Annotated in this window: 21 protein-coding genes and 2 tRNA genes; 12 read left to right on the top strand and 11 right to left on the bottom strand. The window is 61.6% G+C overall.

The window, feature by feature from the left end:
* Positions 1–370 precede the first annotated feature (370 nt).
* Positions 371–445, bottom strand: a tRNA-Thr gene (locus NKK47_RS15605).
* Positions 446–605: 160 nt separating this feature from the next.
* Between NKK47_RS15605 and NKK47_RS15600 the strand changes: the two genes are divergently transcribed.
* The 10 genes from NKK47_RS15600 to NKK47_RS15555 all read left to right on the top strand — a co-directional run bounded on the left by NKK47_RS15600 (position 606) and on the right by NKK47_RS15555 (position 6916).
* The gene (locus tag NKK47_RS15600; protein ID WP_352571653.1) at positions 606–818 is read left to right on the top strand and encodes a hypothetical protein; all 213 of its coding nucleotides are present in this window, start codon (positions 606–608) and stop codon (positions 816–818) included.
* A gap of 157 nt (positions 819–975) precedes the next feature.
* Positions 976–2268 (top strand): UDP-N-acetylglucosamine 1-carboxyvinyltransferase, encoded by a 1293-nt coding sequence (gene murA / locus NKK47_RS15595; protein ID WP_023677408.1) that lies wholly within the window; start codon positions 976–978, stop codon positions 2266–2268.
* Between the two features lie 300 nt (positions 2269–2568).
* A complete protein-coding gene (locus tag NKK47_RS15590; protein ID WP_023677407.1) occupies positions 2569–3003 on the top strand; it encodes a DUF2948 family protein in 435 nt (144 codons plus the stop codon).
* Positions 3004–3007: 4 nt separating this feature from the next.
* Positions 3008–4300 carry a histidinol dehydrogenase gene (gene hisD, locus NKK47_RS15585; protein ID WP_352577518.1) on the top strand — a complete coding sequence of 431 codons (1293 nt, stop codon included), beginning with the start codon at positions 3008–3010 and terminating at the stop codon, positions 4298–4300.
* Positions 4301–4302: 2 nt separating this feature from the next.
* On the top strand, positions 4303–4788 hold the full coding sequence (locus tag NKK47_RS15580; RefSeq protein ID WP_292663977.1) for a UPF0262 family protein: 486 nt from the start codon (positions 4303–4305) through the stop codon (positions 4786–4788).
* Position 4789: 1 nt separating this feature from the next.
* The gene (locus NKK47_RS15575; RefSeq protein WP_280952102.1) at positions 4790–5257 is read left to right on the top strand and encodes an arsenate-mycothiol transferase ArsC; all 468 of its coding nucleotides are present in this window, start codon (positions 4790–4792) and stop codon (positions 5255–5257) included.
* Between the two features lie 89 nt (positions 5258–5346).
* The gene (gene infA / locus NKK47_RS15570) at positions 5347–5565 is read left to right on the top strand and encodes a translation initiation factor IF-1 (protein ID WP_006200926.1); all 219 of its coding nucleotides are present in this window, start codon (positions 5347–5349) and stop codon (positions 5563–5565) included.
* Positions 5566–5590: 25 nt separating this feature from the next.
* Positions 5591–6220, top strand: coding sequence for a Maf-like protein (locus tag NKK47_RS15565; protein ID WP_023677403.1), 630 nt, complete (start codon positions 5591–5593; stop codon positions 6218–6220).
* Positions 6217–6408 (top strand): DNA gyrase inhibitor YacG, encoded by a 192-nt coding sequence (gene yacG, locus NKK47_RS15560; RefSeq protein WP_023677402.1) that lies wholly within the window; start codon positions 6217–6219, stop codon positions 6406–6408. Before NKK47_RS15565 ends, yacG begins: the two co-directional genes overlap by 4 nt.
* Before the next feature lie 432 nt (positions 6409–6840).
* Positions 6841–6916: transfer RNA gene (locus tag NKK47_RS15555), tRNA-Phe, on the top strand.
* 647 nt (positions 6917–7563) lie between these two features.
* On the opposite strand, the gene NKK47_RS15550 is transcribed toward NKK47_RS15555, so the two are convergent.
* From NKK47_RS15550 to NKK47_RS15515, 8 genes are all read right to left on the bottom strand, one after another.
* Complete coding sequence (locus tag NKK47_RS15550) at positions 7564–8178, bottom strand: class I SAM-dependent DNA methyltransferase (protein WP_245274725.1); 615 nt, start codon at positions 8176–8178, stop codon at positions 7564–7566.
* Between the two features lie 217 nt (positions 8179–8395).
* Positions 8396–9601 carry an AAA family ATPase gene (locus NKK47_RS15545; protein ID WP_352577517.1) on the bottom strand — a complete coding sequence of 402 codons (1206 nt, stop codon included), beginning with the start codon at positions 9599–9601 and terminating at the stop codon, positions 8396–8398.
* A 459-nt stretch (positions 9602–10060) separates the two neighbouring features.
* A complete protein-coding gene (gene ggt, locus NKK47_RS15540; RefSeq protein WP_352571655.1) occupies positions 10061–11653 on the bottom strand; it encodes a gamma-glutamyltransferase in 1593 nt (530 codons plus the stop codon).
* Between the two features lie 21 nt (positions 11654–11674).
* Positions 11675–12394, bottom strand: coding sequence for an ABC transporter permease (locus tag NKK47_RS15535; protein ID WP_352577566.1), 720 nt, complete (start codon positions 12392–12394; stop codon positions 11675–11677).
* Positions 12391–13104: an ABC transporter permease gene (locus NKK47_RS15530; RefSeq protein ID WP_502898372.1), complete on the bottom strand. Its 714-nt coding sequence runs from the start codon at positions 13102–13104 to the stop codon at positions 12391–12393. The genes NKK47_RS15535 and NKK47_RS15530 overlap by 4 nt, the downstream gene beginning before the upstream one ends.
* Before the next feature lie 85 nt (positions 13105–13189).
* A complete protein-coding gene (locus tag NKK47_RS15525; protein ID WP_023677394.1) occupies positions 13190–14035 on the bottom strand; it encodes a transporter substrate-binding domain-containing protein in 846 nt (281 codons plus the stop codon).
* A gap of 85 nt (positions 14036–14120) precedes the next feature.
* Positions 14121–14792 (bottom strand): GntR family transcriptional regulator, encoded by a 672-nt coding sequence (locus NKK47_RS15520; RefSeq protein ID WP_031211973.1) that lies wholly within the window; start codon positions 14790–14792, stop codon positions 14121–14123.
* Between the two features lie 513 nt (positions 14793–15305).
* Positions 15306–15755 (bottom strand): VanZ family protein, encoded by a 450-nt coding sequence (locus NKK47_RS15515; protein ID WP_352577515.1) that lies wholly within the window; start codon positions 15753–15755, stop codon positions 15306–15308.
* Between the two features lie 93 nt (positions 15756–15848).
* On the opposite strand from NKK47_RS15515, the gene NKK47_RS15510 reads away from it, so the two are divergent.
* On the top strand, positions 15849–16091 hold the full coding sequence (locus NKK47_RS15510) for a hypothetical protein (RefSeq protein WP_352577514.1): 243 nt from the start codon (positions 15849–15851) through the stop codon (positions 16089–16091).
* Positions 16092–16338: 247 nt separating this feature from the next.
* Here the strand turns inward: NKK47_RS15510 and NKK47_RS15505 are convergent, their stop codons facing one another.
* Both NKK47_RS15505 and NKK47_RS15500 read right to left on the bottom strand, forming a co-directional pair.
* On the bottom strand, positions 16339–16605 hold the full coding sequence (locus NKK47_RS15505) for a DUF6894 family protein (protein WP_156937357.1): 267 nt from the start codon (positions 16603–16605) through the stop codon (positions 16339–16341).
* A gap of 102 nt (positions 16606–16707) precedes the next feature.
* Positions 16708–16899, bottom strand: coding sequence for a DUF3606 domain-containing protein (locus NKK47_RS15500; protein ID WP_023677389.1), 192 nt, complete (start codon positions 16897–16899; stop codon positions 16708–16710).
* Positions 16900–17309: 410 nt separating this feature from the next.
* Here NKK47_RS15500 and NKK47_RS15495 point away from each other — a divergent pair, with 410 nt between their 5' ends.
* A complete protein-coding gene (locus NKK47_RS15495; protein ID WP_352457747.1) occupies positions 17310–17609 on the top strand; it encodes a DUF1236 domain-containing protein in 300 nt (99 codons plus the stop codon).
* Positions 17610–17755: the final 146 nt, after the last annotated feature.

Below are 17755 nucleotides of genomic sequence, written 5' to 3'. Positions count from 1 at the left end.
TAGCCAAATCGTGAGGGCTGAGGCGAGTGCGATTGAAACGCCGGCGCGACATTTGCGAGCCTTCGAGGCCCGCTGCCCGTGCAAAAGAAGCGGGTCTTCGCAAGAAACGCGAGTCATTGAGCGATTGTTCCCGGCTGCAAGCTTTGTTAAGCAGCCTGCAGCAGGGCAGACTAGAACGCTTTCCCCGCGCGCATCATGGCGCGTGCGAGCGCCGGGAGGTGCGCGTGCAAGACCACTGTTTCGACGAGCTTGTGCGCGTGGCACTCGGCAGATCGCGGGGCGCCATATTTTTCGGCAACCTCGCCAACCGCGCACAATCATCATCGAGCAGGTCAAAGAGGCCTTGGAAGATGCGCCAGCGAAAACAATCTGGTGCTGCGAGAGAGGATTGAACTCTCGACCTCTCCCTTACCAAGGGAGTGCTCTACCACTGAGCTACCGCAGCCGCCGATGGCGGGGCTTCTGCCATATCGAACCGGCAAGCGCAAGGCCAAGACAAAGACGGGTTGAAAGGCCGCACCGGCGATTGTTCCGGACATGGCCGTGCCACAATGTTGGCTATCCCTTGATAGCACGCTGGCGGGTCGCCGGCCGGAGACGGGACGATGAACGACAAGACGCTTTCACCAAAAAAGGATGACCCACCGAAAAAGGCCGGAACGGGCCGCAAGGACCGGCTGGCCGAGCAGTTGCGCGCCAACCTGCAGAAGCGCAAGGCGCAATCGCGCTCACGAAGGACCGGCGACGCCGACAAGCGGCGCGCTGGCGAGGCCGACGAGCGGCCGGAGGGGCTGCAGGCGGCGATGAAAAAAGATTAACGCGAATCGGCTATGTTGGTCGCCGGTACTTTGGCCAAGTCGGCGTGGGCCAAAGTGGGGAGTAGCCTGTTTCTTGAACCAAGCCGGCCAATGGTCTAGATGGCCGCAACAGACTCAACCGATTTAAACCGGCCTTGGCGCCGAGGGGACGCTCTTCATGGATCGCATCAGAATTGTCGGCGGCAACAAGCTTGCCGGAAGCATTCCGATCTCGGGCGCGAAAAACGCTGCGCTGCCGCTGATGATCGCCGCGCTTTTGACCGATGACACGCTGACGCTGGAAAACGTGCCGCATCTGGCCGATGTCGAGCAGCTGATCCGCATCCTCGGCAATCACGGCGTCGACTATTCGGTCAATGGCCGCCGCGAAAAGCAGCAGGAAGGCTATTCGCGCACCATCACTTTCTCCGCCCGCAACATCGTCGACACGACGGCGCCTTACGAGCTGGTGTCGAAGATGCGGGCCTCGTTCTGGGTGATCGGCCCGCTGCTGGCCCGCATGGGCGAAGCCAAGGTGTCGCTGCCCGGCGGCTGCGCCATCGGCACACGGCCTGTCGACCTGTTCCTCGAAGGCCTGCAGGCGCTGGGCGCCGATATCGATGTCGACACCGGCTACGTCATCGCCAAGACCAGGAACGGCCGGCTTGTCGGCAACCGTTATGTGTTCCCGAAAGTTTCGGTCGGCGCCACCCATGTGCTGATGATGGCGGCCTCGCTGGCCAAGGGCGAGACGGTGCTCGAAAACGCCGCCCGCGAGCCGGAGATCGTCAACCTCGCCGAATGCCTCAACGCCATGGGCGCGAAGATCTCGGGCGCCGGCACGGCGACCATCACCATCGACGGCGTCGAGGCGCTGTCGGGTGCCCGCGTCAGGGTGATCCCCGACCGCATCGAGACCGGCACCTATGCGATGGCGGTGGCGATGACCGGCGGCGACGTCGTGCTGGAAGGCGCGCGGCCCGACCTGTTGCAGACGGCGCTCGACATCATTTCACAGACCGGCGCCGAGATCACGCAGACCAATTCCGGCATCCGCGTCAGGCGCAACGGCGCCGGCATTTCGCCGGTCGACGTGACGACGGCGCCCTTCCCGGCTTTCCCGACCGATCTGCAGGCGCAGTTCATGGGCCTGATGACGATGGCCAAGGGCAAGTCGCGCATCACCGAGACGATCTTCGAAAACCGCTTCATGCACGTCCAGGAACTCGCCCGGCTCGGCGCCCACATCACGCTGTCCGGCCAGACGGCGATTGTCGACGGCGTAGCGAAGCTGAAGGGCGCGCCAGTCATGGCGACCGATCTTCGGGCCTCGGTGTCGCTGGTCATTGCCGGCCTTGCTGCCGAAGGCGAAACCACGGTCAACCGCGTCTATCATCTCGACCGCGGCTTCGAGCGGCTGGAGGAAAAGCTGTCCGGCTGCGGCGCGGAAATCGAGCGCATTTCGGGGTAATGATAGCAGGCTCAGGTCGGCGCTGCCCCTCACCTGCCTGCCGGCATCTTCTCGCCGTATAGGGACGGGGAGTAGGACCGCCTCGCGAAGGATTTCGCCAATCTCCGGCGTTGCGGAGAGGGTGCCGAGGTTGCGGCCAGCCCCTACACCCGTCCCTATACGGGAGAAGGTCCCGGCAGGGGGATGAGGGGCGGCGCCGACCGGAGCGATTGCCTGGCCAAGACCTCCGGCGCGGTTGCACGAGCCGGAAAGACCGCCTAACAGAAGGTCGAATAATCAACTCGCAGGTGCGAATTCCGCATGAATGGCCTCAAGCTTGTCGCGCTCGACGATCAGGATCTGAGCATCATCTCGGCGCATCTCCAGGATGCCGTCATGAAGGTCAGCGATCTCGAATACCTGCCTTCGGTAAAGCGCTTCGTGCTGACCATGAACCGCTTCGTGTGGGAGGCGAAATCCGGCTTCTTGCGCCAGCACAATGAGCGGCGGCAGGCCGTGCTGCATTTCGACCGGGTGCTCGGCGCCAAGACCAGCGGCATTGCCCGCGACAAGCCGGACGAAGTGCTGTCGCTGCTGGCGATCAGCTTTCTCGCGCTCGACAAGCCGGCCGGCATCGTCGAGCTGATCTTTTCGGGCGGCGGCGCGATCATGCTCGATGTCGAATGCATCGAGGCACGGCTTGCCGATGTCGGCGGCGCCTGGGAAGCGACGTCGCGCCCGGTCCACAGGGTTTGAGCCGATGGCCATCACGCTTCGCCAGTCCGACGCCGATTTCGAGCAGCGCTTTGCCGCGTTCCTGCTGACCAAGCGGGAAGTCTCGGCCGATGTCGACGCCGTGGTGCGCGAGATCATCGCCAAGGTGCGTGCCGAGGGCGACGCGGCGCTGGTCGGGTACACGCAGAAATTCGGCGGCGGTGACCTGGCCAGGCTCGGCATCGCCGTCTCCAGGGACGACATTGCCAAGGCTTATGAGGCCGCCGATCCGCAGACGGTCGAGGCGCTGAAATTCGCGCGCGAGCGCATCCGCTCCCACCACCAGCGGCAGCTGCCGCAGGACGACCGCTACACCGATGCCGCCGGCGTCGAGCTCGGCTCGCGCTGGACGGCAATCGAGGCCGTCGGGCTCTACGTGCCGGGCGGCACGGCGAGCTATCCGAGCTCGGTGCTGATGAACGCGGTACCGGCCAAGGTCGCCGGCGTCGAGCGCATCGCCATAGTGGTGCCGGCCTCCGGCGGCGAGGTGCCGCCGCTGGTGCTGGTGGCAGCCGACCTTGCCGGTGTCTCCGAAATCTACCGCGTTGGTGGCGCCCAGGCGATCGCGGCCCTTGCCTATGGCACCGAGACGATAAAGCCCGTCGCCAAGATCGTCGGCCCCGGCAATGCCTATGTCGCTGCGGCCAAGCGCCAGGTGTTCGGCACGGTGGGCATCGACATGATCGCCGGGCCGTCGGAAGTGCTGGTCGTCGCCGACGGCAGCAACGATCCGGACTGGATCGCCGCCGACCTGCTCGCCCAGGCCGAACACGATGTGTCGGCGCAGTCGATCCTGATCACCGACGACACTGCCTTTGGCGCGGCGGTCGAACAGGCGGTGGAGCGGCAGTTGCAGAACCTGCCGCGCGGAGAAACGGCGGCGGCGAGCTGGCGCGATTTTGGCGCCATAGTCCTAGTGCCGACGATCGAGGCAGCACTGCCGCTGGTCGACCGCATCGCGGCCGAACATGTCGAGCTTGCCATCGACGACCCAGAGGCCTTCCTGGCGCGAATGCGCAATGCCGGTGCGGTGTTTCTCGGCCGCCACACGCCGGAAGCCATCGGCGACTATGTCGCCGGCTCCAACCACGTGCTGCCGACGGCGCGCTCGGCGCGCTTTTCGTCCGGGCTTTCGGTGCTCGATTTCGTCAAGCGCACTTCGATCCTGAAGCTCGGGCCGGAGCAGTTGCGGGCGCTGGCGCCGGCGGCGATCACGCTCGCCAAGGCGGAAGGGCTCGATGCACATGGACGCTCCGTCGGCATTCGGCTGAACATGTAGAAATGTCCGACTACGACCAAACCCGCGCCAGACTGATCGATGTCGAGCTCGACGAGACGATCGGCCGCTCGACGCCCGATGTCGAGCATGAGCGGGCGGTGGCGATCTTCGACCTGATCGAGGAGAACCGCTTCCAGCCGGTCAATGACGACGGCGCCGGCCCGTACCGGCTGAAACTGTCGCTGGCCGAATCCCGGCTGGTGTTTGCGGTGGCGCGCGAGGACGGCGCAGCCGTGGTCACCCACATCCTGTCGCTGACGCCGCTTCGGCGCATCGTCAAGGATTACTACATGATCTGCGAAAGCTATTACGATGCCATCCGCACCGCGACGCCCAGCCACATCGAGGCGATCGACATGGGCCGGCGCGGCCTGCACAATGAAGGCTCGCAGACGCTGATGGACCGGCTTGCCGGCAAGATCGAGATTGACTTCGACACGGCGCGCCGGCTGTTCACGCTGGTTTGCGTGCTGCACTGGCGAGGCTGAACTGGCCGCCCCGCTGCCCCGCCCGATCCTGCCCCGCTCGATCCTGTTTGTCTGCGGCATGAACGCCGTGCGCTCGCCGATGGCCGAATTGCTGGCGCGCAAGGTGCTTCCGCCCACCACCTTCGTCGCCTCGGCGGGAGTGCGCGGCGGCGAACGCGATCCGTTCGTCGATGCCGTGCTGGCCGAAGAAGGGCTGTCGCTCGGCGAACGGCACCCGAGAACGATGGACGACCTCGAGGACGATTATTTCGACCTGATCGTGACGCTGGCGCCGGAAGCTCACCACACCGCGCTCGAGCTCACCCGCTCGCTGGCCGTCGAGGTCGAGTATTGGCCGATGCCCGACCCGACCGGCGTCAGCGGCACGCGCGAGCAGATCATGGCCGCCTACCGCGACGTGCGCGAGCGGCTGAAGGCGCGGATCGGCCGCCGTTTTCTCGGCAACGGGGCTAAAAACGCCGCGGATTAAGCATGTTCACAAGCGGACGTTTATCATATAGGTTCCGCGCAACTTTCCGGCCGGGGCGCTGGAAGTACCCATCCAAGCAAAGGTATCGAATGCCGAAGGAAGAAGTCCTCGAGTTTCCGGGTGTCGTGACGGAACTGCTGCCCAACGCGATGTTCAGGGTCAAGCTCGAAAACGAACATGAAATCATCGCCCATACGGCCGGCCGCATGCGCAAGAACCGCATCCGCGTTTTGACCGGCGACAAGGTCCTGGTCGAGATGACGCCCTACGACCTGACCAAGGGCCGCATCACCTACCGCTTCAAGTAAGTTCAAGGACCCGGCCGGGATCGCGATGGGCATTTTGCAGAAGCTCGTGCTTGCCTCGGGTTCGCCGCGCCGGATCGAGCTGCTGCAGCAGGCCGGCATCGAGCCGGACCGTGTGCTGCCGGCCGATGTCGACGAGACGCCGCTGCGCGCCGAGCACCCGCGCTCGCTGGCCAAGCGCCTGGCAACACAGAAGGCCGAGAAGGCGCTGGCTTCGCTGAAGACCGAGACGGACTACCTGCCGAGCTTCGTGCTGGCCGCCGACACGGTGGTTGCCGTCGGGCGGCGCATCCTGCCCAAGGCCGAGACGCTCGACGACGCCGCCAACTGCCTCGGGCTTTTGTCCGGCCGTTCGCACCGGGTCTATTCCGGCATCTGCCTGATCACGCCGGGCGGCAAGCAGCGCTTGCGGCTGGTGGAGACCAGGGTGCGTTTCAAGCGGCTGCCGCGCGAGGAGATCGAGGCCTACATCGCATCCGGAGAATGGCGCGGCAAGGCCGGCGGCTATGGCGTCCAGGGGCTTGCCGGCGCCTTCGTCGTCAAGCTTGTCGGCTCCTACACCAACGTCGTCGGCCTGCCACTCTACGAGACGGTAGCGCTTTTGAGCGGCGAAGGGTTTAAGGTGCACGCCAACTGGCTGTCGGGTGCGCGGATATGAGCCCGGACGACAAGGTCACGCCGTTGCGGCCCAAGCGGCCCTGCCCCGAATGCGGCAAGCCATCGGCGCGCGAAACCTACCCGTTCTGCTCGACGCGCTGCAAGGACATCGACCTCAACCGCTGGCTGAAGGGGGTCTACGTCATCCCGGGCCGCGACGACGAAGACGAGAACGACGACCAGAAATAGCGCCGTCCACCTGCGGTTTTCCACAGGCTTGGGACGGTTTCGCAGCCGCGATCGTGACCGATGATCGGCCTTGCGGACTGCCTGTCGTTTCCCGCCTGAAATCAATGTCCAGAACTTGTTCCATCCGGGCACTGTCGGACGGAACAGGTTCTGGCGTTTTGTTTGAGCATGATCTTTTCCGAAAACCGGATTCCACTTTTCGGGATCATGCTTTTTGTTTGAGCATGATCTTTTCCGAAAACCGGATTCCACTTTTCGGGATCATGCTTTTTGTCTGAGCATGATCTTTTTCCGAAAACCGGATTCCACTTTTCGGGATCATGCTCTAAGCGCTGGACAGGCCGAATTCCCGTGCTATAACCCACGCGCTTTCAAGGGGTGCCGACGGCGCTTTCATGAACCCGGTGTGCAGATTGCCGCCCGCCGGAGCAGGCCCAGATAGCTCAGTTGGTAGAGCAGCGGACTGAAAATCCGCGTGTCGGTGGTTCGAATCCGCCTCTGGGCACCACTACTTCCTCATATAAAATCATCACTCAATGGCTTGCGGTGTCGCCAACTTGGCGACTTACGGCATTTCATGTCGCGCCGTGTTGCGAACTGTTACCGTTGATTTTCAAGGGTTTCCTGCGACTGTCGGCAACTCCACGCGACATGAACGCGACATGGGCACGCGTAAAGCGCGCCGTAGCCGCTTTCAGACGTTCTCTCATGCGTCTTTATGGTTCGAGATGCGTGGGCACTGTCTGCGAGAGGCTTACAGGCCGGCAGGTGCGGCATCGGGCCAAACCGGAGTTCATACGCAGGCATTACGAGGAATTCGCGTCCCGCAATCGGCAGGGAGATACTTGAACCTCAAGACGTCTGGAAATTACGGCGCGAACCCGCGTTACGTTGCCGGAATCCCCCAACCTACGAAAGTACCTCGCGACGTCGGGATGCTTGCGATCGTCCTGCCTCAAAAGGGCAAGTGCATCGTTGGTCACCGGCGAGCGCCGTCGCCAAACGCACTGATGAGCAGAGGCGAGCAGCGCTTTGTCTGATTGAGCCAAGCGAAGCGCAGCCAAAAACGACACTCGATACTTTCCTGCCAATAGCTTCAACAAAGACCAGCCTCATGGCAAATGCTCGGTTTCAAATTTCATGTGCCCGCCGGCTTTACCGCTTTCTGGCAACCACCAGGAAATTCTGCGCAAGCTCCGCCGGAATCCTGGCACTTGCGCAGATCCTTTCAAACGGCACGATCAATATTTCGCAGAGTCTTGGCAGCAATTTCCCGGGTCGCGGCAAAAAACCGTACCCAACTATCCGCTCGACAATAAAGCCATTTGCAATGAGCGTCTGCTCGTATCCTTTAATGCTCAAAGTGTGGCGGACTGTCCCTCCTGCATAACGGTTCAGAATGCGGCAGACCAGCCCTATTGGCGAGGTCGCATTCATGTGGATATTCGAGATTAGCAATCCACCTTCGTTCAAATGCGCGCTGATGGCCGACAGTGCATCCTTCCTGAGCTCATCTTCAGCATTGAGGAAGAATCTGAATGCCGTGACCACGTCGAACCTTTCGGCGAGCGGAGAGAGCGTAATATCAGCGCGGACCAATTTCACGTTCTTCGGAACCCGTGCGCTAGCCAGCATAGATTGGGAGATGTCAACGCCGACGACTTCACCAAAAAATTGAGCTGCGATATTTGCTATGCGGCCTGTGCCGCATGCGAAGTCCAGGCATTTCCGGTTCGGCCCGCCGACAGGCAGGAGAGTACGTTCGACCAAGGGCTTTTCGATACCCGACCACAGAGCTGCATAGTAGCCGGACCGGAACGTGTCGGAGTAATGGGCACCGTACCCATCCGTCTGGTGGCTTGCTCGGTAATCCCGACGAGCGGGTGCACGGTTCTCATGGACGCTGCCTAACGGTCGCCGCTGCGCCCGTAGAAATCTGCGAATGCCAACGAACGATCTCACCGTGAGCACCATGCAACTCGCGCCTCTAGTCTGGCCCGACGCATGCCGTCGCGGGCAATCCGTGCCCCACGATGCGCGCGACGACCTGTTCGAAATTGCGTGGGTCGAGGCCGTCGACACGCATCAGCGGCCATTTGTCTTGCAGGCATTGGCCGATCTCCCTCGCGATATCCGCTTGCTTCAGGCCCCTGACCACTCCGACTTCGAGAAGGCGCTCGAGGTACGGCTGCCGCGCATACCTCTCAATGAGGCGGTGGCGCAGCGTTTCCCCGGGCGCGTCGACTTGAATGAGGAGATCCGGTCGCGGCAGGAACGTCATGCAATTACGAACCATGTCGATACTTGGATTTCGTGCCAACAGGACGAGCGCACACAACGCCTGAACGATGCCCTCTTCGAAAATGAAGTACCCTTCTGAGGCCTGCGCCGTATTCCAGGCTTCGAAGAGCAAAACGACGTCGATCTTCAGACGCAACGCCCATATTCGACTTTTTGGAGGGATCGATGCCAAAAGCCGCGCAGCGGCCCCCTCGCTCGGCGGGGTCGAGAACAAGACCGGACTCGCGGTGGCGAGCTTGTGCACCAGACGCTGGATGCCATGGCGTGTCTCCGGGCCTTCATCCTCGATCGAATCGACTTCGCTGCCGAAAGACACAAAATCAATCCGGCGATAGCCATTGACTGTCTTCACACGGATGTCGCGTTTCGCCAGCTCACGGCAAAGGGCGCGGAGAAGGGTCGTCTTGCCTGCACCAGGCGGACCGAACAACTCGATAATCATGTAGGGACCTCCCGAACAGGAACAGAAAGATCGGATGAAGCGAGCTCGCCCGCTCCGGCGGTGTGGCGAGCGTAAACACTCTGGCATCCGCCTGGCCGAGTTGACCCCGCTCGCTGGCATCCTGCTGACGCCGCAAAAAGATTTGGAGGAGATGCGATGCGGCGGGAACTGCCTTTCCATGGCGTGCAGTCCCGCCTGTTGAGCCGCGACAGCGTTGCCGGTTGACTTGGGAACTTGCAATTGCTTCTCGATCGCCTGCGCTTGCGGCTGGTTGACACGCCTGTCGCTGTCGAACTGGCTCGTCGCCCGTGCCATCTCCTGATCGAGCGCGTGCCCCACGGTTGCCCGTTGGTCGACGTCGGTCGTTGTGGCTTCCAGGCGTGCGAGCCTCGACGACGCCGACCCCGCCGCCTGCGCCAACACCTCCGTCGTCGCGCCGCTTGCGCCCATAGGAACATGGACCTCAGAAAGTCTCTAAATTGCCTGGTGATCGGAGCTTACTAGGAGTGCCGAACCATACCATCATCCATCTGAATGACTGTCGGCACCACGGCACGCGTGTTTGGGCGCTGAACAAGGCAACGAGTTCAGGCCGAGCGGGCGCTTTTGGCTTGACGCGACACAAACGCGACATTCGACCTAAAATCTGAACAATATCAATCACCGACAGCGGACTGAAAATTCGCATGTCGGTGGTTCGAATCCGCCTCTGGGCACCATTTTTCCCTGTACGGCCCGGAGATGGGTAACAGTTTGTACCTAAGACATGGGTGACAACCTCGCGCCGATCGGATTGTCGATGGCGTGCAAGAATTATCTGGACCATGGCGCCAGCGGCTCCTGCTCGCCGGCCAAATGTCGATGAAGAGCATCTTCGGCATCTTGGATCCCACTCTGGCCATAACCGGTCTACAGACCGAGGGCGCAGCCGTCCTTGCGCGGTTCAGAACCGCCCAGCAGGGTCCCGTTTGCCCAATCGATGCGAATGGCCTGCGCACCGCCGATCGGGTCCGTGGCGGGAATGATTTCGAAACCGCGTCGGCTAAGTTCAGCTACGGTTTCGCCAGCGAGCCCGTGTTCGGCCTGGACGTTCATGGTGCCGCTGACGGGGGCGACCCGCGGCAGATCAATCGCCTCCTGCAGATCCATCCCGAAGTCGAGCACCTTCGTCAGCAGGTGCGCGTGGCCCATTGCCTGGTAGTAGCCACCCATAACGCCGAAAGGCATTTCTGCCCGGCCGTCTCTCGCAAGCATCCCGGGTATGATGGTATGCAAAGGTCGCTTGTTCGGCGCCACTGCATTGGGGTGCTTGGGGTCAAGCGAAAAGCTTTGCCCGCGATTGTGCAAGACGACACCGGAGCGTGGCGAGACCAGGCCCGAGCCAAAGCTGTCGAAGACCGAGTTGATGAAACTGACCGCATTGCGATCCTTATCGACAACGGAAATATAGGCCGTGTCGCTGTGCAGCGGCATATCGAACGCCGGCAGGTCCGCGCGGGCGCGCTTTAGGTCAATCATGCCGGCCAGACGATCGGCCCAGGCATTCGACAACATGTCGGCCACCGGGACCTCGGACGCATCAGGATCGGCGACGAGCAGGTCACGCGCGGCGTAAGCGAGGCGTGTCGCTTCGATTTCCAGGTGAAGCCGGTCCGCGGATTGCGGGTCGCCGTGCGCTTCGAAGCGCGAGAGGATATTTAGAATGAGCAGCGCGATCACACCCTGGCCATTGGGCGGACATTCGAACACATCGCAGCCTCGAAACGCGGTGCTGATCGGGATCACGTATTCGCCTGTTGCCGAGGCGAAATCTTCGAGTGTGTGCAATCCGCCGAGCCCTCGAAGATAGGCGACCATGTCTCCGGCCACAGGGCCAGTGTAGAAGGCCTCTCGTCCCTTCTTGGCGATCAGCCGCAGCGTTGCAGCCAACTCAGGCTGGCGATGCACTTCGCCAACGCCTGGCGCGCGGCCGTTTGGCAGGAAAATCCGTTTCGCGGCTACATCGGAGGCCAGAAGTTCTTCTTCCAACGCCCAGTCACGATGGACCCGCGGTGAAATGGCGTAGCCTTCCTCGGCGAAACGTATAGCGGGGGCCAGGATTTGATCGAAGGGCATATGTCCATGATCAGCGTGCAATCTGGTCCAGGAATCGATGGCTCCCGGGATGGTGACGGAGCCAGGAGAATTGCGGGCCACCTCCGCCATGCCACGTTCGAGGAACCAGTCAATTGTGAGGGCGGCGGGTGTCCTGCCCGATCCGTTGTAGGCGATGACCTCGCCGGATCCGTTTCGCGACAGAAGAGCGAAGCAGTCGCCTCCAATGCCGGTCGAGGCTGGCTCGACGACACATTGCACCGCGCAGGCTGCGATGGCGGCATCCATGGCGTTGCCGCCGGCCGCCATGATCTCCACCGCCGTGAGGGTCGCCGACGGATGAGAGGTGGCGGCCATGGCCTCGCGTGAAACGACGACCGAGCGCGTTGGTTTCTCAAAATTTCGCATGCTATGCCCTTCTGATAGTGCTCAAGAGGCGGCGTCGCTCATCGTCGAGGGGCGGTGCCGCAGATGCCGCGACATCCAGTATTCGAGTGCCGCCAAGGCACGGATGATCGCGAAGTTCAAAGTGAGATAAATGGCGCCCGCGCAGATGAAGACTTCAAAGGCGCGGTAGGTCTGGGAGATCAATCCCTGGGCAATTCCAGTCACCTCCATCAAGGTCACGATGGAAGCCAGAGACGTGCCCTTGATCATCAGGATGATTTCATTGCCGTAACTCGGCAGCGCCTGGCGAAAGGCCAGCGGCAGGATAACGTGCCGATAGGTCAAATAGGTGGACAGGCCGACAGACCGGGCCGCCTCGACAAGGCCGCGTGGCACCGATTGAATCGCGCCGCGGAGGATTTCGCTGCCATAGGCGGTGGTGTTGAGTGTCAGCGCGATGATTGCGCACCAGTAGGGTTCGCGGAAAACGGCCCATAATCCAATTGCCGACAGTTGGTGCCGGAACTGACCAAGGCCATAATAGGTCAGAAAAATCTGCACCAGCAGAGGCGTGCCCCTGAACACGGCAACGAAGCCGCGGATCGGCAAGACGACGAAGGGCGATTCCGATTGCTGGGCAAGCGCCAATGTGACGGCAAGAACGAAGCCGGCAACGATGGAAGTCAGGGCCAGTTCCATCGTGAGCGGCAGGCCGGCGAGTAGCTTCAGCAGGATTTCGAGGAAAAAACCGAAATCTATCATGCCGACCTGACGCGCCACGGCGCCTTTCGTTCCAGACGGTAAAAGGCGTGGCCCGTGACGGAAGCGATAGCCAGATAGAGCAAGGCTGCAGCAATGTAGAAGATGAACGGTTCACGGGTCGAACCTGCAGCGATCTGCGCCTGGCGCATCAGTTCAACGAGGCCGATTACCGATATCAGCGACGAGTCCTTCAGAACCAACTGCCACACATTGCTGAGACCTGGCAGCGCGTATCTCAGGAGCTGGGGAAAAATAACCTGTCGCAGCCGCTGCAGCCGGTTGAGACCAAGCGCGCAAGCGGCATCGTGCTGTCCCTGGTCGATGGCGAGGTAAGCCCCTCGATAGACCTCGGCTTGATAGGCGCCCGAGATGATCGCGATAGCCAAGGTTCCAGTGGCAAAGGCCGGAACGCCGACGAATCCGGACCCGCCCAGGCTATGACCAAGCGAGGTCAGGGCAACACTACCTCCATAGTAAAGCAGATAAATGGTCAGAAGGTCGGGCACGCCCCTGAAAACCGTGCAATAGCCAAGGGCCAAGAACCTCAATACCTTGGAGTTGCGGAGACGCCCGGCCGCTGCCAGCCCGCCAAAGACAGCGCCAAGCGCAAAGCCCAGCACAGACAGGAGCACTGTGACCGAGGCCGCCATGAGAAGAGCAGCCCCCCAACCTCCGTGCTGGAAACCAAGCAGCCGGAATGCGTCAACCATTGATACCCCCGGCATTGATACCCCCGGCAGGACGAACGGCTCAGCTCCGGAACGTGGTCAGGAATGGCCGTTCGCCGGCAAGCGCTTACTTGACTGGAGTGACGTCGCTCTTGAGCCATTTAAGTGACAGGGTTTTGATCGTGCCGTCGGCGGTCGCGGCGTCGATGGCGCCGTTGAGCATGTCTTTCAGCTTGGTGTCCTCTTTGCGGATACCGGCCCCGGAGCCAAGACCGAAGAGACCCCCGACAAATCCTGGTCCTGCAAGCGTATAGTCGCTGAACTCCGGCTTGCTCAGCGTGGCGGCCAGCGCTGTCTGTTGCGCGAAGAGCGCGTCGATGCGACCCGCGGCGAGATCGAGATCGTGTTGCTCGGTGGTCTTATATTCGCGAATCTCGGCGACGTCCGAGAAGTATTTTTTCACAAATTCCAGGTTCGCCGTTGCAGCCTGAACTCCAATGATCTTTCCCTTCAGCAATGGCTTGAGCTTGTCGATTGCCGCCTGCGCAGAGGCTTCATTCTCCAGCTTGAACCGCTCGTTGGAAATGCCGAGCTTGCCCAGTTCGCTATCCTTGGCGACCGCGAAACCTGAGGGATCCACCGCATATGGCTGGGTAAACTCAATGATCTTCAGACGTTTTTCAGTGATGAACATGCTCGCCATGATCACGTCGAACTTGCCGACGGTCAGCGCGGGGATCATGCCGTCCCAGTCCTGTGCGACGATCTTGCACTCGATCTTCATTCGCCCGCACAGATCATTGGCGAGATCGACTTCGAAGCCGTCCAGCTTGCCGTCGGCTGTTGTGAAATTCCAGGGCGCGTAGGCTCCTTCGGTGGCAATGGTAATTGCCTTTGGTGTTTCTTGTGCAACGGCGGCCTGGACCAGGCCGAACAGGACCGACGCAATGGCTGCGATGCGGCTAATTTTCATATCATTCTCCTCTTTTTGCCGGTATGGCAGTTCCCTTTCGTCGTGCCGGATTATCTTCCGGCTTCAACGAGTTAGATGGTATTCCCTAGCGGCGGCCGGGACTTGCGAAGTTGGCCAGAAGCGGCGCCGTCTCGACGATATGATCCCGCATGACGATCTCAGCCTTGCCGGCATCACCTGACCGCAGCACGTCGATCAGGATCTCGTGCTCGGCACGCGCGCTGGCGGGCTTGTCGACATAGTCGAACCAGATGCGCAGGTAGGGCTCGATCACGACGTGCAGGCTGGCGATCTGCCGGACCAGCTTGGGCCGGTTGCTCAATTGGCAAATCTGCAAATGGAAGGCCTGATGGCGCACGACCCAGTCGCTGCTGCCGGTCTGGCTGGCGCGCTCCATCCGGTCGAGCTGGCGTTCCAGTTCTTCAAGCACTTCGACATCGATGTGCGGCATGGCAAGCCTCACCGCCAGCCCTTCGAGCACCGAGCGTATTTCAAATGTTTCGTAGATCTCATCGAGGGTAAGCCCGGCGACGATGCAGCCACGGTTCGGGCGAATGAGCACAAGACCTTCCGCGGCCAGTTGGCGGAATGCTTCGCGAACCGGCATGCGGCTCATGCCGATTTCCGTCGCGATCTCTTCCGGGATCAGCCGGTCCCCGGCCCGATAACGCCCCATCCTCAGGGCCCGCTGAATGTGGCGATAAGCTTCCTCCTCGGCGGTCGTGATGCCCAACGGCTCGATTGCGTCAGCTGCCATGTCTTGGGTCCGATCAGAGCGTATCTGTGTATCCACTTATCCAGTTCTCGAAACCTGTGTCAAGCACCGATGCTTGGGCGCTTTGGAATTTCTCTTGTGAGAATAAGCACTTGGTAGGGGAAATCGGGCTAAGCACACTGTGATCGGCTAAGCCGCTGATCGGCCTACTTTTCAACATCCGGCAAAAAGGCCCGCCGCTCCATTTGCGAAGCGGCGAGGCCCCATATTCGGGGACGATTGCCGGGATTCCCCGGCATTGCCTACAGTGCAATTCAGGTGCCAGAATTGTTGACCCAAAACGGGTCACCGCACCGGAGGCGCGAGCGCGGACCTTCCGCGATCACGCTACTGCCGCGCATTGCCGTTCCTGCTATGTTACTTTGCGGCGGACGTAATTTTTCCGCCTGGCCGGCGCCCCATCAGGCAACTTACCCCAACGCGCCCCCCAAGTGGCGCCGGCCATTTTCCCCTTATTGGGGCATGGGCGCGCCGATTCCGTTATGCGCTTTCGAGCTATGGCAATCCGCCGGCGAGCCGCTTTGTCCAGCCTGCAACCATCAGTCCGCACGCGATTCCCGCGCAGTCGGCCACCCAGTCGAATAAATCCGGGTCGCGCCCTATCAGTTGCACGGCCTGAAGCCCCTCGATCGCCGCACCCGTGAGAACGAGGAGTACGATCAGCTTCGCCTTGCGTTCCGGCCAGCCGAGACTTCCGAGAGCCGCCAGGACGACGAAGGCGGCGGCGTGATTGAGCTTGTCGTGATCAAACGTGAAAGCCAGGCCAAGACCCTGCAAGAGCCGCTCCGGCAGAAGGGCGAACAGCAGAACGCCGGCAAACGCGGCCGGCAATCCTTGCCACGATCTGATAAGAATCCAGGCGCAACAAGGGTAGAATGGCCTTTCGTCCGAAATCTGCAGGGAATACCGCCGGCCGCCATAGTCGCGAGCGAGCGCGGCGTCCAATTTCCGCCGTCGGGGCGTCCGGTGCATCGTCAGAATGAATGAATGCCTCGGGTCAGCCGCTGGGCAGGCCGAACTGCTGGGGAGGGCTCTGCAATGATGCGGCTTCCGCGATCACGCAATTACCTGCTGCGCCAACGCGGCTACTATCTGGCTGCGGCGGACCTGATTTCCGCTTGGCCGGCGCTGCGTCAGGGCACCTTACCCCATGCCACACGAATCAGCGCCGGCCAGAATTCCATCGATTGCGTGATGACCGACCCGCGTCAAAAAAGCCCGCCGCCCTGTCGGACGACGGGCTCCGTTGCCTGGGCGCCAGGGCGCCGCGGTAGCGACTGATGTTACTAGTGCTCCCGCAGGTCTCCAATATACTGCCGCCGCATGGCGTTGCGCATCGGCTAAACAAACGAAGCCCGCGCCTCTGGCGGAGGGCGCGGGCCGACCGGGTTGCACCCGATCTGCAGCAGAATCCTGGGAGGTTCCCGCTGCTTAAGATAACAATTAGAGACTTCTAATGTTCCGCGCCAGGGGAAGATGCCGCTGCACCAGAAATCTGATGATGGTCGGCGCGATGATGATCGAGCCGTCAGTTCGTGCGCAAGTCGATCTGGAAAATCCGCTCGTCGAAGTGCCGCGTTTCAACGGCAAAGGTCAAAGCCACTTCAAGGACCAGACCGCCACGGTCGTCCCGGACCTTGACTGCAATCCTGCGATGAGGAAGGCCATCCCTGGCCATCTCGGCCAATGTGCGAAGGGCTTCTTTCCTGAGCAGCGGGAGATCGTCATATAACGTTCCCTGATCGTCGGAATAGACGATTCCGTCTTCATCGGAATCGAAGAAGTAGCGGGGCATTGCGCTTGGCCGAAGCGGCGGCATCCGAGCACGTTGTCGATTGCTGGCCGGATCTCGGCCGATCGCGATCAGCGCCTCTCCACCGTTGGCTTCGCCGCCAGCTCACTTGCGCTCGCGCAATGCCTTCACCGCCTGCGAGAGGATCATCCGGTCGCCGCCGGTCCTTTTGATCAACTTGCTCACCTGGCTGGGCGAAACACCATTTTCCCGCGCGAAATGTTCGACCTCATAATATTCATCCGCCGAAACGCGATTGCGGTCGCTGAAGTCTCGCTTGGTCTTGTCGTCGGCCATTTCTGTTCTCCTCGCCTCAGGGCCAACTTTGGACTGACGCACGCTGCAATCGAGGGTTCGCCCGCCACCAAAGTGACGCGCGAACCCTATCGGCGCAGCAAGGGACAAGGCTGCGCAGATGCTGTATTCGATCGAAATGGAAACAGCCAGGATCGGTGCGAGCCGCCATCGATATTTTCCAAAGAATCCTCCCGGCACGTGCAGCCAGCAACGGCTAGGTGCCGCGGCGGTTCCGGGTTACGCGGCAAACCCGCCCTTTGCGCGCAAGGATCAGACTTAGGTCCTGCGGCAACACGTCGGTTGGTCCCTGCCGGGCGGGACCGAAGCCCGTCGACGGAACGTTTTCAGCTGCCTTCCGTTCGAATGAGCCTTGGCGCGAAGAGCGGACCGAGTTCGCAAAGGAGACGACCATGAGAATGCATCTTTCCACCGCGGTGGCGGGATTTCTGCTGCTGGCAGGCATCGGCGCCGCTGCGGCGCAAGACGTTGTCATCGAACCGCAGCAGGAAACGGTCATCAAGGAGTATGTGAAGAAGCAGCCGCTGGCCTCGGTGAAAATCCCTGGGGTGGAGCTCAATATCGGCTCAACGCTTCCCGATACCGTCGAGCTTCATGAAGTCCCCAGCGTCAAATACCGCTATGTCATCGTCGACAACCGCACCGTCGTGGTCGACCCAGGCACGCGCAAGATCGTCAAGATCATCGAGTGACGTGAAAGCTCGGGCAGTAGTCGCGCCCCCCAGGGCGAAAGGCGGCGGGCGCGCGGAGACGTTTTGGGGGGGACCGGCGGAGGCGGACGGCAGCAAGCCCCCCGCACGCGCGAGGCGGGGGGGCGCCGCCGGCAGGTTTAGTGGCA

The organism is Mesorhizobium sp. M0019 (assembly GCF_040323975.1).
Lineage (GTDB): Bacteria > Pseudomonadota > Alphaproteobacteria > Rhizobiales > Rhizobiaceae > Mesorhizobium.
Note: the sequence above shows the minus strand (reverse complement) of the source record. Positions and strands in the feature narration are given on the sequence as shown.